Here is a 20,937-nt window from a genome sequence, read left to right on the forward strand (position 1 = left end):
GCCATGTCGGCTGGTTTTCTTACATCAGTTACTTTTTAAGATTTATCTCTTGGCACAAAATCAAGCACTGTTGCATTAATGCAGTACCTGTCTTTACCTCTTGGCCCTTCACCAGGGAACAAATGCCCTAAATGAATACCCGAGCTTTTTGATTTAAGCTCAATACGCTGCATTCCATAACTGTTGTCTTCATGCATAGTTACACTGTCTTTTACTGGATGTGTAAATGAAAGCCAGCCAGTGCCTGAGTTAAATCTATCTCGGGTATCAAAAAGCGGCGCTCCACTTAGCTTATCAATAAAAATACCGTCGGGTGTATTTTTAAAGATATCGTATTGCTTACAAAATGGGCTGTCTGTTCTTGCATGAAACGCCACTCTAAAGGCTTCACTGTCACCTAGTTTAAATGCGCCTAAGGCTTTGTAAAACTCACCTTTGCTAACATAGCCTTGGCGACCATAAACCTCTTCGCCATTTTCTATAAATAATAACGTAGGTGTTGCCCAAGTTGGCGTTTTAATCGTTAAGCCATCAAGTTGATCAGCATGACGGAATGTCATAGGTATCGAGCCCATGTACTCATTAGCGACCTCTTTTTTAAACTTTTCACAGTATGGGCAATAACCTTTAGCATCTATCACTACGATTTGCTTACCGGCCAATAAGGCTGTGTTATCAACCTGCTGTTTTTCTACTGGTGTGAATACAACGCCCGTTGAATGATCAGGGCAATAGCCATTGGGGTTTTTCTTTAAATAATCTTGGTGATAATCCTCAGCAGCATAAAACGCATCAAGCGGCTTTATCACAGTCACAATCTTGCCGTAGCCTGCTGCGGTTAATTTGCTTTGGTATTCATCTTTAAGTTTATTGGCAATCTCGAGTTGCTCATTATTACTTACCAAAATTGTAGAGCGGTATTGAGTACCAACATCATTCCCTTGGCGATTTAGCTGAGTTGGATCATGATTTTCAAAATAATGCTTTAAAAGCGATTGTGTTGTTAACTCGTTACTGTTGTATGTCACTTTAACAACTTCTGCATAATTGTTTTTATCAAAGCGTCGTGAGCTACGTGTTATGTTCTTGTAGGTCGCTTTAAATCCATGCCCATCGGCATAGCCAGATACCGCATCCAATACACCATCCAATGCTTCGTATCGTTTTTCTGCTCCCCAAAAGCAACCTGAACCAAGCACAATGGTTTCAATATGCCCTGTCGCGTTATCTGGCATTGTTTCAGCTTCAATTGAACTGGTGGTAAAAACGGCACTGCAAGTGAATAGTGTCAGTAACATCGACTTAATTGTCATACTAATTTCCTCTTAAAAGCCTGTATTTAAAACAGACCGAGCATAGGTATTAATAATTTCAACTTAAACGCATGCAAACAGCGATTCACCGCTAACAATTTAACTCTTAACCTTATTTACGGTAAAACACAGCTTTTTAACATTGGGATATTAAAAAATGAAAATTGCACACAGCTTATCTGCTATTGCATTAGGATTAACACTTGCTACGCAAGTGAATGCCGCAGAGTTCACTTTTGCAAAATCAATTAAACCGAACGACAACACCTTAGTTTTATTTTTAGATACAGATAGCCAAGTTGCTAACTTTAATTATTTAAATCCAGAAACCCAAACTCACCTAAATAAAGTCATTGAATTTAGTGACTTTAAAGCAGGCTATGGCAAAACGTTAGAAGTTATCGCACCAAATGGTAGCGACCATCAACGCATCTTACTAGTTGGCTTAGGAGAGCAGCCAAAACTAGATGCAGCAAAAATAGCAAAACTAGGTGGTAACGTTCACGCTAAATTACAGTCGGCTAAACAAGCAAATGTTAGTCTTGATTTTTCAGAGCTAAAAGACAGCGCAATCAATGCTAAATATGCAGCAGAATTTGCACATGGCGCAAATTTACGTGACCACCGTTTTGAGCAATACAAAAAAGAACAAGACAGCCACGTTGTTAACTACACATTAGATGTTGAAAACTTAGACCAAGCGGTCAAAACCCATAAATTACTACAAAGCATTGAACAAGGTGTATTTTTAGCACGTGACTTAACGTCTGAAGTTGCTACAGAAATGACGCCGGTTGATTTTGCTAAAGCAGCAAAAGAGCTTAAAAAGTTAGGTGTTAAAATTACTGTTTTAGAGCCTAAGCAACTGAAAAAGCTTGGCATGGGTGCACTTGAGGCAGTTGGCCGTGGTAGTGAAGAAGGTGCACGTTTAGTGGTTGCACATTACCAAGGTAATAAAAACACCCCTATCGCGTTAGTGGGTAAAGGTATTACCTTTGATTCTGGTGGTTACAGCCTTAAAACAGGTGCTTCAATCGCCCGCATGAAATCAGACATGGCAGGTGCAGCTGCAGTACTAGGTACTGTTAAAGCAATGGCACTGGCTAAAGCCGACACAAATGTTGTTGCTGTCATGGGCATGGCAGCTAATATGGTATCGCAATTTGCTGTAGCGCCGGGTGACGTTGTGAGAACCGCTGAAGGTTTAAGCGTTGAGATTGTAAATACAGATGCTGAAGGCCGTTTAGTATTAAGTGATGCAATGTGGTATGCCCGCGACAAGTACAAACCAAGTATTATGGTTGATGTTGCTACCCTAACCGGGTCTAAAATTCGTGCTGTAGGTAATGACTATGCAGCAGTGTTCTCTGACGACGACACCCTTGTAGAGCAACTAACTGTTGCTGGAAAGCAAGTAAACGAAAACCTATGGCGTTTACCTCTAGGTTATGAAGATGCGTTAAAGTCAGACATTGCTGATCTTAAAAACATCGGTTCACATGGCCCAGGTGCTACTACAGCAGCGAGTTTCTTACAAAACTTTGCCGGTGACACACGTTGGGTTCACATTGATATTGCTGGTAACGCGCTAAATTCTAAAGCAAAAGATGAATTAGCTGAAGGCGGTACAGGCTATGGCGTACGTTTACTGTCTAATTGGTTACTAAATAACGCACAGTAATTAGGCATTGCACTTTATCAAGTGGCTATAAGCCATTATAGCCACTTGATTGTCTTGAGTTTTTCTAATTAACACTAAAGACACATTTACATCATCAACAAACAGCCTATATGCTAATAAGCATTAAGGGATAATAATAAGATTGATACGCAATGACGACGACCAATAGTACACCTAAAATTATGGCGCTCACTACGCATAGCATCTTTTTTGATGCCTATGAAATAGCAAGCGACACACTCACTACGCAAAAGAAAATATGGGCATTAGCCCAATATTGCCAAAGCAGTAATGACTTTGTTGATGTAGTCCCTGCCAATAATAATTTAACGCTTTATCTAAAAGAGCCCGCTCAACTTGCTGGTTGGCTGCCACGATTACTAGAACAATGGCACGAACTTAAAGCCACTGACTTTAACTCACGTCATCATAAACTTGCGACTCGTTATGGTGGTGAATATGGGCCTGATATAGCGCATGTTGCTAAACATCATAATCTTTCTGTTGATGATGTTGCTCAAATGCACAGCAGTGCCGAATATCACGTGCTTTTTTTAGGCTTTAAACCCGGTTTTGCTTATTTAGATGGTTTAAATCCACAACTTTACACACCTCGTCATGCTGAACCAAGGCTCTCTGTTCCAAAAGGTTCTGTTGCTATCGGCGGCGATCAAACCGGTATTTACCCTGAAAGCTCCCCTGGTGGCTGGCAAATTATTGGTCATACAGATTTTCGTCTATTTGATATCAATGCAGCCTCGCCATGTGCTATTGAACCCGGTGATACTTTAGAGTTTGTTATTCAGGAGGTGTTAAAATGATCACTATCATCAAACCTGGCATGCAAATGTCTATACAAGATCAAGGCCGCACAGGCTCTCGCCATTTAGGCATTGGTCAATCAGGTTGCATAGACCCTTACGCTCAAGTTATTACAAACCGTTTAGTTGGCAACGACGATAACAACCCGGTTATTGAGATCACTCTGGGTCTGGCCGAAATTCAGTTCGATAATGATTTCTACATTGCTCTGCATGGCACAGATATGAAAGCCACAGTAAATGGCAACCCTGTTGATCCTGGCTGGAGTTTTTACATAAAAAAAGGCGATGTATTAAAGTTTAATGCAGCGCGTCATGGTTTTAGAAGCTACCTTGCTATTGGCGGCGAGTGGCATTTACCTGAGCCTATTTTAGATTCTTACTCAACAGATATATTAGCGGGTTTTGGTGGCTTAACCGGTCAAGCACTACAGGCTGGCGATAGTTTTGATATAACGCCAAGGTACAATACCAAAATTGGCTTAGGTGCCATGCTACCACCTAAAAGTACACAAATTCGTATTCATGCTGCACCACATGCAGCACTGTTACCAAAAGAAACCATCGTTAACTTTATAAATCATTCTTGGCATGTATCGCCTAATAGTAACCGCATGGGCACAAGACTATTAAGTGATGAGTGTGATATCAGCCATGATGTTTCATTACCCTCTATGGCTGTTGCTCCTGGCTGTATTCAGCTTCCGCCAAATGGTGAACCCATAGTGCTATTAAACGATGCGCAAACAACGGGCGGTTATCCATTACTTGGTACTGTAATAGAAGCGGATCTTCGTCACTTTGCACAATTAAAACCAGGCGATTTCCTTCACTTTAAGTTTGTTACACTCAACGAAGCCCACGAGGCACAAGAAAAGCTAACTGCGCACTTAAATCAACTTGCGATAGCGCTAAACTATATTAATAAATAGCGTTAATTTATTGGTATTTAAAAAGCGAGCAAAGAAAGTCTTTGCTCGCGTTGCCTTCATAGCTTGTCTATACATTTAAAAAGGTAAAAATCCTACGCATTCCTTTGCACCAAAGCTGTGCAGATAGTTTAGTAACAAAAGCCTCTATTCCACACTCATTATCATCCAATTTGCACAAATCAAGCATTTAAACTGCTCACCCTTTAACCACTTACCCCATGCTGGTGCAAAGAGGTAAGTGCGGGTGCATATTTTATTCTCAATTAATTAAAAAACCTGTGTGACTTAGGTAATTATTTCTGTTAAAACAAACATTCGCAGTTATATAAATTCTGTTAACTGCGCACATATTTGGAATGAGGAGTCACTATGTGTTCAATTTTTGGGGTATTAGATATTAAATCTGATCCCGCTCAATTGCGTAGCCAAGCAATTGAGATGTCAAAACTATTAAGGCACCGCGGGCCTGATTGGTCTGGCGTGTATTCATCAGATAAAGCTATTTTAGTGCACGAACGTCTAGCGATTGTTGGCGTATCGAGTGGTGCACAGCCTTTGTACAACCCTGAGCGTACAAATATTCTTGCTGTTAACGGTGAAATTTATAACCACAAAGAGTTAGCTGCTAGCTTAGAAACTGATTTTACTTTTCAAACTCAGTCAGACTGTGAAGTTATTTTGGCTTTATATAAACAAAAAGGCCCTGAGTTTTTAGACGATTTAAATGGTATTTTTGCGTTTTGTTTATACGACGAAGAGCAAGATGCCTACTTAATTGGTCGTGACCATATCGGAATTATTCCGCTTTATACGGGTCATGATGAGCATGGTAACTTTTATGTTGCCTCAGAATTAAAAGCATTATCGCCAATTTGTAAACATATTGAAGAGTTCCCTCCGGGTCACTTCTTGTGGAGCAAAGATGGTCAACTTCGTAAGTACTACAGCCGTGATTGGCAAAGCTATGATGCAGTTAAAGACAACGAAGCTAAAGCGAGCGATGTTAAAGAAGGCCTAGAGGCAGCTGTTAAACGTCAATTAATGTGTGACGTTCCATATGGCGTACTTCTATCTGGTGGTTTAGATTCATCTGTAATTTCTGCTATCACACAACGTTTTGCTGCGAAACGTATCGAAGATAATGACGAGTCAGATGCTTGGTGGCCAAAACTACACTCATTCTCTGTGGGTCTTGAGGGCTCACCAGATTTAGCTGCTGCACAACAAGTAGCTGACATGATTGGCACTGTTCACCACCCTATTCATTTTACTATCCAAGAAGGTATTGATGCCCTACGTGAAGTGATTTATCACATAGAAACGTACGACGTAACAACTATTCGTGCCTCAACGCCTATGTATTTAATGGCGCGCCAAATTAAAGCCATGGGTATTAAAATGGTGTTGTCGGGTGAAGGTGCTGATGAGCTTTTTGGTGGCTACCTTTATTTCCACAAGGCGCCAAATGCGCAAGAGTTTCATGAAGAGCTTAACCGTAAAGTCTCTAAACTGCACATGTTCGATTGCTTACGTGCTAATAAATCAATGGCTGCATGGGGCGTTGAAGCACGTGTGCCATTCTTAGATAAAGAGTTTGTTGATTTAGCGATGCGAACGAACCCTGAAGCGAAAATGTGTAAAGATGGCAAAATCGAAAAACACATTATTCGTGAAGCGTTCGACGGCTACCTGCCAGACGAAGTACTTTGGCGTCAAAAAGAGCAGTTCTCTGATGGTGTAGGCTATAACTGGATTGATACTTTAAAAGAGTATGTGAACGATCAAGTTAGCGATCAAGACCTTGCTAATGCTAAATACAAATACCCGATTAATACGCCTGATTCTAAAGAAGCGTATTTTTATCGTAGTATTTTCGAAGAGCACTTTCCTGGTGATGCAGCTGCGAAATGTGTTCCCCATGGCAAATCAGTTGCTTGTTCTACTCCTGAAGCTCTTGCTTGGGATGCATCATTTCAAAATAATGCTGACCCTTCAGGTCGTGCTGCTGGCGTTCATAACGACGCTTACAAAAAGTAGTAACTTTGTGCTGCAAGCCCTGTGTTTGCAGCACTTTCATCTCAAATGAAATAATTTGCTTTGAAATATAACTGTCATCAAATTATTCCTCACCTGCAGCAATTTGTTCACAATTCCAACAAAAAATGAAAAAAACTGCATTTATTCGGCTATTTAGGGACAAAACCATTTACATTTTTTCTCTAACTCCTACACTAAAGACTAGACTTTGGTACAAATTTAGTTCGTCTACAAACTATTTTTTGGTTTCATACGTAAAACTGTGTTAGCCGAGCTTGTGCCAACCGGCCGTTTAGCTTTCTGCTAGATATAACTACAACAAGAGGTATTCATGAGCGAACATCATGATAAGTACAGCATCGACAATACCGACTACACCGTCGGTCAGGACAATGTACAAAAATGGGGTTTTGATGTGCACAACCCTGTATTTGGCATTAGTGCTGGTTTAATTGCCCTATTTTTAGTGGCAACACTTGTTTCAGATGCTGAAACAGCAAAAACAACCCTGAATGGTATTAAGAATGACATTATTAATAACTTTGATGGCTTTTTTATGTGGTCAGCAAACTTATTCGTATTGTTTTGCTTGGCGTTAATTGTTTCACCATACGGTAATATCCGCCTTGGTGGTAAAGAAGCGCGTCCTACTCACTCTCGTATTTCTTGGCTCGCAATGCTTTTCGCTGCAGGTATGGGTATAGGCTTAATGTTCTGGGGCGTAGCAGAACCTGTAGCTTACTTTACAGGCTGGTACGAAACACCACTCGGTGTTGAAGCAAACACGCCAGAAGCAGCCAAAATGGCAATGGGTGCAACTATGTTCCATTGGGGTTTACACCCTTGGGCAATTTACGCCGTTGTGTCGCTTTCACTCGCATTCTTTTGTTATAACAAAGGTTTGCCGTTATCTATTCGCTCAATTTTCTACCCAATTTTAGGTGACAAAGCGTGGGGCTGGCCTGGTCACCTTATTGATATTCTCGCAGTACTTGCCACACTATTTGGTCTTGCAACGTCTCTTGGTTTAGGCGCTCAACAAGCCGCTGCTGGTATTAATCATGTATTTGGTACTGATAGCGGAATTGGCCTGCAAATCGGCGTTATCGTTGGTGTGACGTTACTCGCTGTAATCTCTGTTGTTCGCGGTATAGACGGCGGTGTAAAACTGCTAAGTAACGTGAACATGCTGATCGCTTTTGTATTACTCGTATTTGTTGCACTTGTCGGTTTTTCAGCGGCATTTGGTAACCTACCTAATACAATAATGGGTTATGTTGAAAACATTGTTCCATTGAGTAACCCACATGGCCGTGAAGATGAAACATGGATGCATGGCTGGACTGTGTTCTATTGGGCTTGGTGGATTTCGTGGTCACCGTTTGTAGGTATGTTCATTGCGCGCGTATCTGAAGGCCGTACAATTCGTGAGTTCTTAGTTGCCGTATTACTAGTTCCTACTGTTGTGACTATCTTCTGGATGTCTATTTATGGTGGTATCGCAATTGAACAAGTTATTGATAAAGTGGGCGTACTAGGTGAAAAAGGCTTAACTGATGTACCACTTGCTATGTTCCAAATGTTTGAAGCCCTACCAATGTCGCAAGTGCTTTCATTCATTGCAATTGTACTAGTACTCGTGTTCTTTATTACGTCATCTGACTCAGGGTCATTAGTAATCGACTCAATCACTGCCGGTGGTAAAGTTGACGCGCCAGTGCCACAACGTATCTTCTGGGCTACAATCGAGGGTGCTATTGCAGCTGCACTTGTTTGGATTGGTGGCACACAAGCTATCGAAGCATTACAAGCAGGCGCCGTATCTACGGGCTTACCGTTTACCTTTGTATTGCTATTAATGTGTGTGAGTTTAATCCTTGGCTTACGAACAGAACCAAGAAACTAAACCTGCCGTTAAATAATGAAAAACGCCGCATTAGCGGCGTTTTTTATTTATAAGCTTTGCTCAATTAATTTAAATTACTTGGCATAAAGTCGTTGCTACGAGCGCTATATGAGTAATTCGCTTAGCGGCGTATCTGGGCGGTAGTGATAAGCTATTTGCGCTTGTAGCAGCTCTGCGGTAGCTGTGGCATCATTAAGTGCATTGTGGTTTTGATATGCAGGTAACGAATAACGAATGCGAGAGTCTGCTAAGCGCACTGAATCCAGTTTAGACTTTAATAATCGCCCAAGTAACCCCTGCTTTGCTCGAAGAGCACGCGTTTCCAGATCTAGCGTGTCTATAACAGCAAATTCAAGGCCTTCGCCTAAGCGTGCTTGCAACGCTTGATATAAAAAGTGACGTTCAATAGGAGCAAAATGAACCACAATAATTTTGCCTTTTAATGCTGCTAACAAAGGCTCCATAATTGTTGAAAAGTCAGGTGCATCACTCACTTCTGAATGGGTTATACCATGAATAACAATCGACTCTTCAGCAAGCTTACGCCTTGGTTGAACAATCCAATGTTGGCTATCTTTACAAAAAATACGCTTAGTATTGAATGGGATTAAACCTACACTGACTATATCGTCATTTTGATAATTTAGACCGGTTGTCTCAAAGTCAAGCGCTACTAGGGGAACATCACTAATTCGCATGTTTAAATCACAAATAGCTGCTTCATAAAACGCTTGAATTAGTGGCTGTTTACTCTGTGCTAATAACTGTTGATACCGAGTCGGCCAATCAAGTTTTGCGCCTTGTTCTGCCATTACTTTATTCCTGTGTTGGCAGAATACCTGAATTTAAGGAAGCTCTGCGCTTTATCTAAAATGGCAAACGCTTCTTTAAGGTTTCGCTGCTCAAAAGGAGAAAGTAAATGAGGTTCAAGGTCGTTATCTGGCGCTTCATCAAGCTTTTCTATTTGCCATGCTTGGTGCCTTATTCTGATCATGGCAATGTACTCCAGGGCATCTCGTAAATCTTGTGCTTTACCTTCAGGGAGTAGTTTAGCTTCGATAATATCTTCTAAACGCTCGAATGAATTTTGTTTACGGCTACCTGTTGCTAATGCATGAACGCGTATTACATCAGATAAAGGCGCAGTACCTCGGCGTTTTAAGTTCATAGATCGCTTGTGTTGACCATTATGCTCTAACACAAAGTCTTTAAAGAAACCTAAAGGCGGTGTTCTGTTTCGGGCATTCGCGGCAAGGTTAGCTAGAAAACGTTTATTCTTACGCCCTTCTGTTGCGATAAAGCGCTTGAGCTCATCGGCCCATTTGTTTTTACCGTAAACACCGTCTAAATCAAAAAAGATCGAGCTATGTAATAAAGCTTGCGGTTTAGGTTCGGCCATCCAACCTGCAAATTGCTCTTTCCACTGTTCAAGTGTTAAACGCCACTTTTTAAATGACGCCATAATTTCACCTTCACAGTACTTATAGCCACACTCAGCTAACCCGTCACAAACAAAATCAGCCAAATTCTGGAAGTACTCGTCATGTAATTCCTCGTTAAAACTATTATCAAGGATAATGGCATTATCTTGGTCGGTCACAATTAATTGCTCATCACGCGCCATTGAACCTAGAGCAATGAAGCAATAAGGAACCGGCGGTGGGCCAAACTTTTCTTCAGCTAAATCAAGTAAACGCTGTTTGAAGGTACGGCCTATTACAGCCATTGCGGTACCAATCATGTGTGAGTTAGCGTCTTCGTTAACCATGCGTACAAACACATTTGGAAGCTGCCTTGCATAGTGAGCTAAATCTTCAACCGATTGCTGAGCTAATATGCCGCGTACTAACAATAAGCTACTTTGCGACTCGTAGCGTAAAATATCTGATAACGAAATAACGCCAATCGGTTTTTTCTTAACGACTACAGGTAGGTGGTGAATGTTATCTCTGAGCATTGCAAGCACGGCTTCAAACACATACGCATTGCTATCAAGCAGTACTAAGTCTTTTTGCATTATTTGCGCGGCTGGGGCTTCGTAACTTAAACCTTCAGCAATCACACTGGTACGTAAGTCACGGTCTGTAATAATGCCAACTACTTGGCCGTCATCGTCATCAGGATCATCACTGATTGGTTTATCGGCATCAGTAACCAGCACAGACGATACCGACTCTTGCGTCATCAATTGCGCAACCATTTGCACAGAGGCATCTTTTGCCACAGTGACAACATCACGATGAAGAAGCGACTTAACCTTGGCGGTTGTTAAATCGTTGCTGTCTGCCTGTTCAACAATTGCTTGGTGAAGGCGCACATTACCATCGGCTTCAAAAAAATCAGCAAATGTTTCGTATTCGTCGCAGTATTGATTAAACAACTCAACATTGATGCAATAAACTAAGGTATCTTCAAGCGCCTTTGCCGGGAAACGCACTTTACGGTTCATAAGAAGGCCCATTGAACCGAAGATCCCACCGACAGTTAAACGGTTGTATAAATCACCGTCACGGCGATACATTTCAACGGCACCACTGCGTATGACATATAAATCAGCGATATCTTCGCCATAATTTAATATTTCTGTGCCTGCGCGAAAATAAGCGATTTCGATTTGTGCAGCGAGTTTATTTACCGCCTCTTCAGGAAGATCATCAAAAGGAGCATGATCAGAAAGAAATTGGGCAATATCGACGTGTTCGGCTTGCATACGCGTACCTAGATTAAACCATTTGATTTAATTGTGAGGGTAATTGGCTATTTTTTCAAAGAAAAAATAGCCAATTAAGTAGGATTAAGCCTTTTCTAACTCTTCAGCCAGAAGTTTCGACTCATCTCCCCTCGGTTTAGTAAAGCGGGCTAAACCAAGATAAATAACAGGCGTTAAATAGAGGGTAAATAACACCGCCAGTGCTAAACCGCCAAATACTACCCAACCAATGGCGTTACGAGCCTCTGCCCCTGCACCGGTAGATAAAATAAGTGGTAATGCACCCAATAAAGTTGAAACCAGTGTCATTGCGATTGGGCGAAGGCGCACTAGTGCAGCCTCTTCTACCGCAACTCTAACCGAGCGGCCTTGGTCACGTAATTGGTCAGCAAACTCCACCAGCAAGATGGCATTTTTAGCAATTAGACCAATCAGCATTACTAAACCAATTTGCGAGTAAATGTTTAATGATGTACCTGTTAAATACAGCGCTAAAATCGCAGATGTAATACCAAACGGTACAGTGATCATAACAACGATTGCACTATTCACACTTTCAAATTGCGCTGCCAATACCAGAAGAACAATTAAAAAGGCCAGAACATAGGTTACTAATACTTCATTGGCAGTTTCTTCAAAGGTTAATGCCTCACCTTTAAACGCCAAGCTGATGCCAGCAGGCAGAGATTGCTCTGAAATATCACGAATTTTTGTTACCAGCTCAGCAATAGTTACGCCCTCAGGCATTTCCATACTCAGTTCAATAGCACGGCGCTGCGCGTGGCGCTCAAGCTCAGCTGCAACACCTTCTTCAGTAATCGTTGCTACACTACTAAGTGGCACTAACTGACCATTACGGCCACCAACATACAAGTTAGCTAAATCGCTCGGGTTTGTGATGGTTTGGTTTTGTGCTTGCAACATAATCGGGATTGATTGGTCACCAATGTTTAAATCGGCAATATCATCACCATTAATTGCAGCGCGAAGTGTTACAGATATATCACTAAGCGATACGCCAAGCTCTTCAGCACGACGTCTATCAATATTTACCCGTAATTGTGGCTGTGACGGCTGATATGAAATACGTACAGGTGCCACTTCTGGCACTGCTTTTTCAATTTCAGCAGAGAAGTCTTGCGCGGCTTTAAATATCTCGAGGTAGTCTTGGCCCAATAACGCAAGCTCAATACCACCGCCTTGACCACGCAAGTTCAAACTATTTGAACCACCTGGGTAACCAGCAGCACCAGGAATATTCCCTAAAGGCTCACGTATTTTATTAATAATTTCTTGCTGACTAAAATGACGTTCGTCCCAATGTTTTAGCGGCACAGTAATAAATACAATATTTGGATCCCACTGCCCAACCACAGTGTAAATAGACTCAATATCACCACTTTCGACATACGGCAGTAAGATATCTTCCATTTGCACCGCTTGCCTGTCCATAAAGTTCAAGCCAACACCATCAGGACCACGAGCAAAAATACGAATTTTACCGCGATCTTCTGTTGGTAATAACTCGTTATCTAAATTGAAATACAGTGCCCCAGAGCCTGCAGCAACCAACAAACATGCAAAGAAGGTAATCCATGCATGCTCAAGTACACCGTGTATTGTGCGCTTATAAACAGCGGCTAACACATGGCCAACTTTTGCAAATGGATGAAAACCGCCCTGCTTTAATTTAAGTTTTGATGTCAGCGCAGGAACCAAAGACAGCGCTACAAAACTTGAAATGATCACAGCGCCTGCTAATACCCCACCAAACTCTCTAAATAGTCGCCCTGCTGTTGAAGGCAAAAAGGCAATTGGCACAAACACCGCAGCTAATACGGCGGTTGTTGCAACAACAGCAAAGAATACTTCACGAGTACCAACCACTGCCGCTGCACGGCGACCAAGACCCAAGCCCCGCTGACGTTGTATATTTTCACTTACCACAATGGCATCATCTACAATTAGGCCAGTAGCTAACACGAGTGCAAGCAAGGTAAGAATATTAATCGAGAAACCAAGCGCCCAAATAAGTGCTAAAGAGCCAATTAATGCAACAGGTATCGCAAATGCAGGAACCAGCGTTGCGCGCCATGAGCCAATAAACACCCACAGTGTGATCACCACTAACAGCACGGTTAGTAACAACGAGTTAATAACTTCATCAACTGAGCTTCTGATAAACTGAGCATCGTCAGAGGTTAGAGTAAATTCCATTTCAGGAAAACGTACTCGCATGCGCTCAATTAAAGTTAGCACTTCATCAGAAATTTCAATGGTATTAGATTGCGCCTGACGAATAATTTCCATGCCAATCACAGGTGTACCATTAAGCCTTACGAATGAACGCGGATCGGCTGGGCCAAAGTAAACAGCCGCAACATCGCCAATACGGGTATCGTCACGAACGATGATATCGGCTACTTGTTCAGCAGAGATTGACGTTGCATCAGCACGCACGATCACCTGTTGATCGCTTGATTTTAAACTACCCGCAGGCACATCAAAGGGGGCTTGGCGAAGTACGTCGGCAATATCAGGTACCGTAAGGTTAAAGCTGCTTAGCTTAAGTGGGTCGATACGCACTCTAAGTACCCGTTCGCGGTCGCCATTTAAACGAACATCGGCAACCCCAGGAATGGTTAAAAACTGCGGGGCTAAGTCAACATCAACACGCTCTGTCAGTGCCTCAAGGGATAAGCTATCACTTGATACCGTTAACGATACAACCGCTTCGGCATCATTATCGGCTTTAATAATTGATACCCGCTCAACTTCTTCGGGTAACTCTCGCTGCACACGGGCTACCGATTCGCGTGTTTCGTTTGCAGCATCATCTAAATTAACACCAGGGCGAAACTCAACCACAATACGAGCGTTGTTTTCTTCACTTTGCGCGCGAATCGACTTTACACCACTTACCCTTGCAACCGCCCCTTCGAGCTTACTAGTTACTTCGGTATCTACAGTCTCCGGTGAACCACCAGGAAAAGACGCTGATACGGTAATACGTGGTCTATCAACATCAGGTAGCTCACGTACTTCAACCCCTGCTATTGCAGCAATACCCGCAATAATAATGAGTAAGTTAAGTACCACTATTAAAACAGGGCGACGTATCGCCATTGATGGTAAGTCTTCCATCATAGGTTGCTGTTTCATCATTACTCCTTGGCTAGCTGCACTTCATTGATGAAATTAAGCTCTTGATTAGGTCTTAAGCGCTGAACTCCTTCTGTCACCAATAAGTCGCCTTCGTTTAAGCCACCAGAGACTAATAAACGCCCTGCTAAGCGCTGCTCAATTTTTACATCAACGCGAGTTGCTTTTTTATCGACGCTCTTCCATACGTAAGGGCCTGCTGCACCCCACATCATGGCAGCTTCGGGTACTACGGCAAGCTCTTCACCTAGAATATTTATGTGTACACGAAAGCTCATGCCCGGCATAAATTGCTGGGCATTATTGTCAAGTTTGGCTTTTGTTCTAAGAGTGCGGGTTTGCGCATTAATACGCGAATCAAGCTCTGCCACCTTAGCCGTGTAAGCTTTATCGCCTAACCAAGGCACCACTTCGACCGAGGATTTTTGCTTAAGCACTGAGATAGCCGCCTCTGGGGCATTAAAATTAATGTAAAGCTCAGAAATATCATCGATAGTCGCAATGGCTGTTTGGGTTGTGATCCTGTCGCCTACTTCAATGTCAGTTAAGCCCATAACGCCACTAAAAGGAGCACGAATTTCGCGGTCTTCACGCTCCGTTTTCGCTTGCATTAACTGAACTTTTGCTAGCTCATAAAGTGTTTTGGCATCATCTAAATCACTTTGTGGTACCGCACCACGGGCGTGGCTTTCTTCAAGCCTTTTCATGGTGCGCTCAGCATCTTTTAAAGTAATTTCAGCTTCGATCAACGCTGCTTTTTGTCTGCGTGAATCAAGTTCTAATAGTAAGTCACCTTTGGCAACGTTATCGCCTGGTTTAAAGTAAACAGCGGTGACTCTGTCCCCAACGGCTGGATAAAGAGTGACTGAGTGAATCGCTTCTGCATTACCCACGGCTTTTATCTGTTGTTTAGACTTTTCAACAGACACTGATTCTACTACTACATTAGCCGCCTCAGCGACGGAAACACAACTAATACAGGCAATTAAAGTCCATGTATGTAATTTGCCAATTGTCAAAATTTCACCTAAATAAGAATCGTTTTAATTGTTACGAAGTGTAACAGCTTTGTGATCAATAAAAAGCTGACTTCGTTTAATAAACAATTAGCCAAGGTGAAATAAACCCATACCTCGCCTGTGTTTTCTAATTAGAAACGACAATGTGATGAATCGACTTCTTTTATGTGTGCTTCGCTTGCAATGGTTACCTCTACACAATCAGATTGATCAGTTATTTGTTCCTTTTGAATTAGCGTAAAGCTACCTTCTTGCTCTGATCTTAATGAATATTCAAAGGCATCATTACTTCCTTCAGATATAGCTGTTACAAGACCGCCAACAAGTGCCCCAGCGACTGCGCCTGCAATCATCTCTTCGTGGTTGCCATCTAGCTGATCAACAAAGCCGATTGTAGAGCCTGCTGCGATACCCGTTTTAACGTTCGATGATAGCTTAACTGGCTGAACTGATGTGACTTTTGCATAAAAGCGTTTAATCATCACATTTTGGTCTGCTCTATCTACCCCTTGTGTCGCGCAGCCACCTAAAAATAGTAAACCTAGCAGTAATTTATTCATTCTATTCTCATCCCATCAGTATAAAAACTTAAGTTAAATAGTATTCCTAAGGTCAGTTAGAGACTGTTTAAGATGTGTAAAAAACTGTATGTAGCTAAAACGAACAGGCATAAAAAAACCCCAGACTATGCTGGGGTTTCTATCAATTCATAAAGCTAAGAATTACTGTTGGCGCTGTGCTTCTTTTTGCGCTTTTTTAGCTTCTTTACGCTTACGAAGAACTTCTTGCGCTTCGTTACCAATGTGACCTTCACCACGCGCTTGTGCTAATTCGATTTGCTTTTGACGCTCAGCAAAACGTGCACGTTGCTCTTCTGTTAGGCTGTCGTGACAGTGATGACACGATACACCTTCCATGTATTCAGGCTTTTGCTTTTCTTCTTCAGTGATAGGCATACGACATGCGTGACATTGGTCGTAAGAGCCTTTTTGTAAATCGTGATTTACTGCTACACGGTTATCAAATACAAAACACTCACCTTCCCACATGGTTTCTTCTTTTGGTACTTCTTCTAAGTACTTAAGAATACCGCCTTCAAGGTGGAATACTTCGTCAAAGCCTTGCTCTTTCATGTACGCAGTTGATTTTTCACAGCGAATACCACCGGTACAGAACATAGCAACTTTCTTGTGCTTTTCTGGGTCTAGGTTTTCTTTCGCCCATGCAGGGAATTCACGGAATGTTTTAGTGTTTGGATCAACCGCATTTTGGAAAGTACCGATCTCGATTTCGTAATCGTTACGCGTATCAATAAGAATCACTTCAGGGTCTGAAATTAATGCATTCCACTCAGCTGGCTTAACGTATGTACCCACTACTTCACGTGGGTCGATACCTTCAACACCCATAGTTACGATTTCTTTTTTCAGTTTTACCTTAGTACGGTAGAACGGGCATTCGTCATCGTATGACTCTTTAGTCACAATGTTGTCTAGGTTTGGTTGTGAATCTAACCATGCAAGTAGGTTATCGATACCTTCACGTTTAGCAGAAACAGTACCGTTAATACCTTCAGCCGCAAGTAACAAAGTACCGCGTACTTCATTGTCTTCCATTACCTTTAGTAGTGGTTGGCGAATCGCTTCAAAATCAGGAAGGGCTACAAATTTGTAAAGTGCGCAAACAACAAAGTGCTCGCTAGTTACATTGTCTTTATGAACAGCAGTCATGGTTTTACCTTTTGCTTTAAATGCCCATGTGGGGCGTTAACCGAATCGCAAATCCGGCGCATTGAGGGCGCGTATTTTACGCGAATTAGCGGTAATTGCAAAAACTGATGCGAAATAGCTGTGTTTTTACTGTCTCCAAGTGAGGCAAGTGCGTTATAATGAACAGGATTTACAAATTTTGCTCATCGGAGATTACGCATTGCATTTTACTGAACTTGGGATTGATACACGCCTCGAAAAACAACTTGCGCATCAAGGCATCACCCAGCCCACTGACATTCAAGCTCACGCGGTACCAACAGCTATCGCAGGCCATGATATTTTTGCACAGTCAAAAACAGGATCGGGCAAAACGCTGGCGTTTTTATTACCTGCTGTACAGCGTGTAATGAAGCAAAAAGCACTCAGTAAACGCGATCCTCGCGTTTTAATCGTTGCGCCTACCCGCGAATTAGCAACCCAAGTGTACAGCCAATTAAGGCTATTAATTGCTGGCACAAACATTAGTGCTGTAAAAGTACTGGGTGGTGAAAACTTTAATGACCAAATTAAAGCACTACGCAAAGACCCACATTTTGTAGTAGGTACACCAGGTCGTTTAGCTGACCATTTGAGTCAACGCTCATTACAGCTTTCAGGCTTAGAGCTGTTAATTTTTGATGAAGCTGACCGTATCTTAGATTTAGGCTTTACTGATCAAGTTAAAATGATTAACGAGCTTGCTGATCACCGTTTACGCCAAACGTTATTGTTCTCAGCAACCCTTGACCATGCACAAGTTGATGCTGTATCACGTAACCTTTTACGTTCACCAAAACAAATTCTGTTAAGTGCTTCAAACGAGCAACATAGTGACATTACTCAGCAGCTTTATTTAGCTGATCATCTAGATCACAAAGAAGCCCTACTTGAGCACTTTGTAAAACAAGACAATGTTGGCCAATGCATTATTTTCACAGCAACACGTGCCGACACTCAGCGTTTAAGCCAACTGTTAAACGATAAAGGCTTTAAAGCGCAAGCGCTTGCGGGTGACTTAACGCAGACCAAACGCCATGAAATCATGGATGCCTTCAGCCGTGAAAACTTTAAAATCTTAATCACCACCGATGTTGCATCACGTGGTCTTGATTTATTAAGCGTGACCCACGTAATTAACTTTGACCTACCAAAACATGCTGAAGAGTATGTGCACCGTATTGGTCGTACTGGTCGCGCAGGCTTTAAAGGAACTGCTATTTCGTTAGTAGGCCCGAAAGATTGGCCAAGCTACAAAGCAATTAAAGCATTTTTAAATGATGAATTAAGCTTTTTCACTGTAGACGGTCTTGTTGGTAAATTTAAAGGTCTGCGTGAGAAAAAACCAAATACAGTTTGGAAAAAAGCAGAGAAAAAAGTGGCTGCTAAACCTGCAAAACCAAAACGCAAAGCAGCCCCTAAAAAGCCAAAAGCCCCTATTCAAGCACCAATTGATGTAGATGGCTTTTCTCCAATGCGCCGTAAGAAAAAGCCAGAACAGGAATAATAATGAGTATTTTAGGAACCACACAAACCCTTTTCGTTAATGAAATGTCTAACGAAGGTGCTTATTTAGATGGCCGTGATTTAGGCGAAGTATTCTTACCAAGCAAAGAGATTGATTACGAACTAGAAGCTGGCGACAGCGTGCAAGTATTTATTTACTTAGATCACGCAGGTCACCCAACCGGCACTACAAAAAAACCTTTAGCTGAGGTAGGCGAATTTGCCCTACTACGTGTTAAAGCCATCAACAGCACTGGTGCGTTTATGGATTGGGGCCTCGAAAAAGACGTACTAGCGCCATACAACGAACAAAAGCCAAAAATGAAAGACGGCTTTTCGTATCTTGTACGTTTATACCTAGATAACGCCAGCCAACGTATTTGTGCATCTAGCAACTTTAATAAGTTTTTATCGAAAGATGAACCAACTTACTCTGTAATGGAAGAAGTTGACCTAATCGTAGCGGGTAAAACAGACCTTGGCTACAAAGTACTTGTAAACGAAGCTCACATTGGCGTTGTTTACTACAACACGGTATTTAAAAAGCTGTTTGTTGGCCAACGCTTAAAAGGCTTTATTCAAAAAGTACGTGAAGATGGCAAAATCGACGTATTACTTGAAAAGCCAGGCATGGGCAAAGTAAACGACTTAGGCGAAAAAATCTTAGCTAAATTAAAAGCCGAAGGCGGCGTACTTCACCTAGGTGATAAGTCAGACCCAGAAGCAATTAAAAAGACTTTCTCAACCAGTAAAGCAAACTACAAAAAAGCCATTGGCGGTTTGTTTAAGCAAGGTTTGATTGATATTGAAGCGACGTCGATTAGATTGAAATAAGTTGCCAGTTGCCAGTTGCCAGTTGCCAGTTGCCAGTTGCCAGTTGCCAGTTGCCAGTTGCCAGTTGCCAGTTGCCAGTTGCCAGTCAACAAGATATTGAATTATCTGAAAGAGTAAAGTGAAAGCTTTACTCTTTTTTTATTCTTATTGGTTTTGTTAGCTTTACCATTTTATGACATACATCTCAAACGCTATTTTGAGTATTTTTATTTAAAAGTGAAAGTTGGTATGGTTCCATAAGCAGCCTTTCCGGATTAATTAATTTATCCCCCATTAAAGCAGGTTGAAGCTTTTTATGAAAATGAATATGAGATGTAATCCATTTTAGGTGATCTTGGATGTTGCGTATGAATATTGACTTATCAACATATAATCAGCGATATAATTTAGAACTTGTGATCGCATTTTCTTTTTTCTGACTTTATTTAGTACCAATAAAAATTAGAGTTGGCAGTACCTTAAGTTATTTGTTACAAATAGATTTATTAATACATGAGCGTGACATCGGCAGAAAGATGTGCGGCGAGTGCACTAAAAATTATTTGCAGTCTTAAGGAACAAGCATGGATAAATTATTTGAGTATATTGCCAAAGAATGGGCGGTCATTTCTCAAGCGCCATTTACATTTTTCATCCTAACTACTATTACTTTTGGCCTCGCGTATTTAGCTGCAAAATGGAAATTTTCTACAGTAATTGATCAAGTTAAGGCAGCAAATGAGACCCTGAAAGAACGAATTCATCTAAAATCAGAACAAGCCGAATCATATAAAGATCGAGCATTAAAGTATGATGAGAAAGCTCTTGAAGTAGTTGACTCTTCTGAAGTGACTTTAAAAGAAAAATCCTTAGATTTTGTAAAAAACCTGAGGGAGTTTATTGAAAGATACAAGCGCGAAGATGAGGCCGTCCATAACAATGAGTGGGTCGAAATGACTAAAGCTGTATCAGAAGAAGAAAAGAATAAACTTTGGCATAAGTTTACAAGTGCTAGTTCAAGGTTATCCAATGAGAGAAACGCTGAATATGAGCGTCGATTCAAGGTTGATGCAATTCTACTAAGAGATGAACTTCGCAGTCGTTTGCCTGATTACTCTCCGAGTGACATGCATAGAGACAGTGCATATGAGCATCCAACAAACTACTTTGGGTTTAATGATGTCGCTAATGATATTGAAACCATGGCCAAACTGCTGGCAACTACTAATAAGTCAAGCTAGAGGACGCAGCAAGGCTAAGTTCCTGCTTGAGGTACTACATCTTTAGAC

15 protein-coding genes are annotated in these 20,937 nt (G+C 41.6%); 8 read left to right on the forward strand and 7 right to left on the reverse strand.

Annotated features, from left to right (window positions below):
• Positions 1 to 35: 35 nt before the first annotated feature.
• Positions 36 to 1,313: a peptide-methionine (S)-S-oxide reductase MsrA gene (gene msrA, locus MTF66_RS05575; protein ID WP_248526683.1), complete on the reverse strand. Its 1,278-nt coding sequence runs from the start codon at positions 1,311 to 1,313 to the stop codon at positions 36 to 38.
• 157 nt (positions 1,314 to 1,470) lie between these two features.
• On the opposite strand from msrA, the gene MTF66_RS05580 reads away from it, so the two are divergent.
• The 5 genes from MTF66_RS05580 to MTF66_RS05600 all read left to right on the forward strand — a co-directional run bounded on the left by MTF66_RS05580 (position 1,471) and on the right by MTF66_RS05600 (position 8,690).
• On the forward strand, positions 1,471 to 2,994 hold the full coding sequence (locus MTF66_RS05580) for a leucyl aminopeptidase (RefSeq protein ID WP_248526684.1): 1,524 nt from the start codon (positions 1,471 to 1,473) through the stop codon (positions 2,992 to 2,994).
• A 152-nt stretch (positions 2,995 to 3,146) separates the two neighbouring features.
• Positions 3,147 to 3,815 carry a 5-oxoprolinase subunit PxpB gene (gene pxpB / locus MTF66_RS05585; protein WP_248526685.1) on the forward strand — a complete coding sequence of 223 codons (669 nt, stop codon included), beginning with the start codon at positions 3,147 to 3,149 and terminating at the stop codon, positions 3,813 to 3,815.
• Entirely contained in the window at positions 3,812 to 4,747 is a 936-nt protein-coding gene (locus tag MTF66_RS05590) for a biotin-dependent carboxyltransferase family protein (protein WP_248526686.1), read from the forward strand. The genes pxpB and MTF66_RS05590 overlap by 4 nt, the downstream gene beginning before the upstream one ends.
• 369 nt (positions 4,748 to 5,116) lie before the next feature.
• Positions 5,117 to 6,784 (forward strand): asparagine synthase B, encoded by a 1,668-nt coding sequence (gene asnB, locus MTF66_RS05595; RefSeq protein WP_248526687.1) that lies wholly within the window; start codon positions 5,117 to 5,119, stop codon positions 6,782 to 6,784.
• A gap of 331 nt (positions 6,785 to 7,115) precedes the next feature.
• A complete protein-coding gene (locus MTF66_RS05600; RefSeq protein WP_248526688.1) occupies positions 7,116 to 8,690 on the forward strand; it encodes a BCCT family transporter in 1,575 nt (524 codons plus the stop codon).
• A 104-nt stretch (positions 8,691 to 8,794) separates the two neighbouring features.
• Here MTF66_RS05600 and MTF66_RS05605 read toward each other — a convergent pair whose 3' ends face one another.
• The 6 genes from MTF66_RS05605 to MTF66_RS05630 form a co-directional block, all read right to left on the reverse strand.
• Complete coding sequence (locus MTF66_RS05605) at positions 8,795 to 9,502, reverse strand: 3'-5' exonuclease (protein WP_248526689.1); 708 nt, start codon at positions 9,500 to 9,502, stop codon at positions 8,795 to 8,797.
• Positions 9,502 to 11,400 (reverse strand): DUF294 nucleotidyltransferase-like domain-containing protein, encoded by a 1,899-nt coding sequence (locus MTF66_RS05610; protein ID WP_248526690.1) that lies wholly within the window; start codon positions 11,398 to 11,400, stop codon positions 9,502 to 9,504. The genes MTF66_RS05605 and MTF66_RS05610 overlap by 1 nt, the downstream gene beginning before the upstream one ends.
• A gap of 84 nt (positions 11,401 to 11,484) precedes the next feature.
• A complete protein-coding gene (locus tag MTF66_RS05615; RefSeq protein ID WP_130166322.1) occupies positions 11,485 to 14,562 on the reverse strand; it encodes an efflux RND transporter permease subunit in 3,078 nt (1,025 codons plus the stop codon).
• A 2-nt stretch (positions 14,563 to 14,564) separates the two neighbouring features.
• The gene (locus MTF66_RS05620; RefSeq protein ID WP_282454036.1) at positions 14,565 to 15,581 is read right to left on the reverse strand and encodes an efflux RND transporter periplasmic adaptor subunit; all 1,017 of its coding nucleotides are present in this window, start codon (positions 15,579 to 15,581) and stop codon (positions 14,565 to 14,567) included.
• Between the two features lie 131 nt (positions 15,582 to 15,712).
• On the reverse strand, positions 15,713 to 16,141 hold the full coding sequence (locus tag MTF66_RS05625; RefSeq protein WP_248526691.1) for a hypothetical protein: 429 nt from the start codon (positions 16,139 to 16,141) through the stop codon (positions 15,713 to 15,715).
• 162 nt (positions 16,142 to 16,303) lie between these two features.
• Positions 16,304 to 17,311, reverse strand: a complete 1,008-nt coding sequence (locus MTF66_RS05630) for a rhodanese-related sulfurtransferase (protein WP_054561544.1) — start codon at positions 17,309 to 17,311, stop codon at positions 16,304 to 16,306.
• Between the two features lie 199 nt (positions 17,312 to 17,510).
• Here MTF66_RS05630 and MTF66_RS05635 point away from each other — a divergent pair, with 199 nt between their 5' ends.
• From MTF66_RS05635 to MTF66_RS05645, 3 genes are all read left to right on the forward strand, one after another.
• Positions 17,511 to 18,836, forward strand: a complete 1,326-nt coding sequence (locus tag MTF66_RS05635; protein ID WP_248526922.1) for a DEAD/DEAH box helicase — start codon at positions 17,511 to 17,513, stop codon at positions 18,834 to 18,836.
• A 2-nt stretch (positions 18,837 to 18,838) separates the two neighbouring features.
• Entirely contained in the window at positions 18,839 to 19,669 is an 831-nt protein-coding gene (locus MTF66_RS05640) for a S1 RNA-binding domain-containing protein (RefSeq protein WP_239963304.1), read from the forward strand.
• A gap of 563 nt (positions 19,670 to 20,232) precedes the next feature.
• The gene (locus tag MTF66_RS05645) at positions 20,233 to 20,889 is read left to right on the forward strand and encodes a hypothetical protein (protein ID WP_248526692.1); all 657 of its coding nucleotides are present in this window, start codon (positions 20,233 to 20,235) and stop codon (positions 20,887 to 20,889) included.
• Positions 20,890 to 20,937: the final 48 nt, after the last annotated feature.

Source organism: Pseudoalteromonas sp. 2CM39R (assembly GCF_023161845.1).

Bases quoted from the DNA above. Each gene is read 5' to 3' on its own strand.
- MTF66_RS05640 (WP_239963304.1), top strand. From the start codon at position 18,839: ATGAGTATTTTAGGAACCACACAAACCCTTTTCGTTAATGAAATGTCT.
- pxpB (WP_248526685.1), top strand. From the start codon at position 3,147: ATGACGACGACCAATAGTACACCTAAAATTATGGCGCTCACTACGCAT.
- msrA (WP_248526683.1), bottom strand. From the start codon at position 1,313: ATGACAATTAAGTCGATGTTACTGACACTATTCACTTGCAGTGCCGTT.
- MTF66_RS05630 (WP_054561544.1), bottom strand. From the start codon at position 17,311: ATGACTGCTGTTCATAAAGACAATGTAACTAGCGAGCACTTTGTTGTT.
- asnB (WP_248526687.1), top strand. From the start codon at position 5,117: ATGTGTTCAATTTTTGGGGTATTAGATATTAAATCTGATCCCGCTCAA.
- MTF66_RS05580 (WP_248526684.1), top strand. From the start codon at position 1,471: ATGAAAATTGCACACAGCTTATCTGCTATTGCATTAGGATTAACACTT.
- MTF66_RS05615 (WP_130166322.1), bottom strand. From the start codon at position 14,562: ATGAAACAGCAACCTATGATGGAAGACTTACCATCAATGGCGATACGT.
- MTF66_RS05610 (WP_248526690.1), bottom strand. From the start codon at position 11,400: ATGCAAGCCGAACACGTCGATATTGCCCAATTTCTTTCTGATCATGCT.
- MTF66_RS05645 (WP_248526692.1), top strand. From the start codon at position 20,233: ATGGATAAATTATTTGAGTATATTGCCAAAGAATGGGCGGTCATTTCT.
- MTF66_RS05590 (WP_248526686.1), top strand. From the start codon at position 3,812: ATGATCACTATCATCAAACCTGGCATGCAAATGTCTATACAAGATCAA.
- MTF66_RS05600 (WP_248526688.1), top strand. From the start codon at position 7,116: ATGAGCGAACATCATGATAAGTACAGCATCGACAATACCGACTACACC.
- MTF66_RS05625 (WP_248526691.1), bottom strand. From the start codon at position 16,141: ATGAATAAATTACTGCTAGGTTTACTATTTTTAGGTGGCTGCGCGACA.
- MTF66_RS05605 (WP_248526689.1), bottom strand. From the start codon at position 9,502: ATGGCAGAACAAGGCGCAAAACTTGATTGGCCGACTCGGTATCAACAG.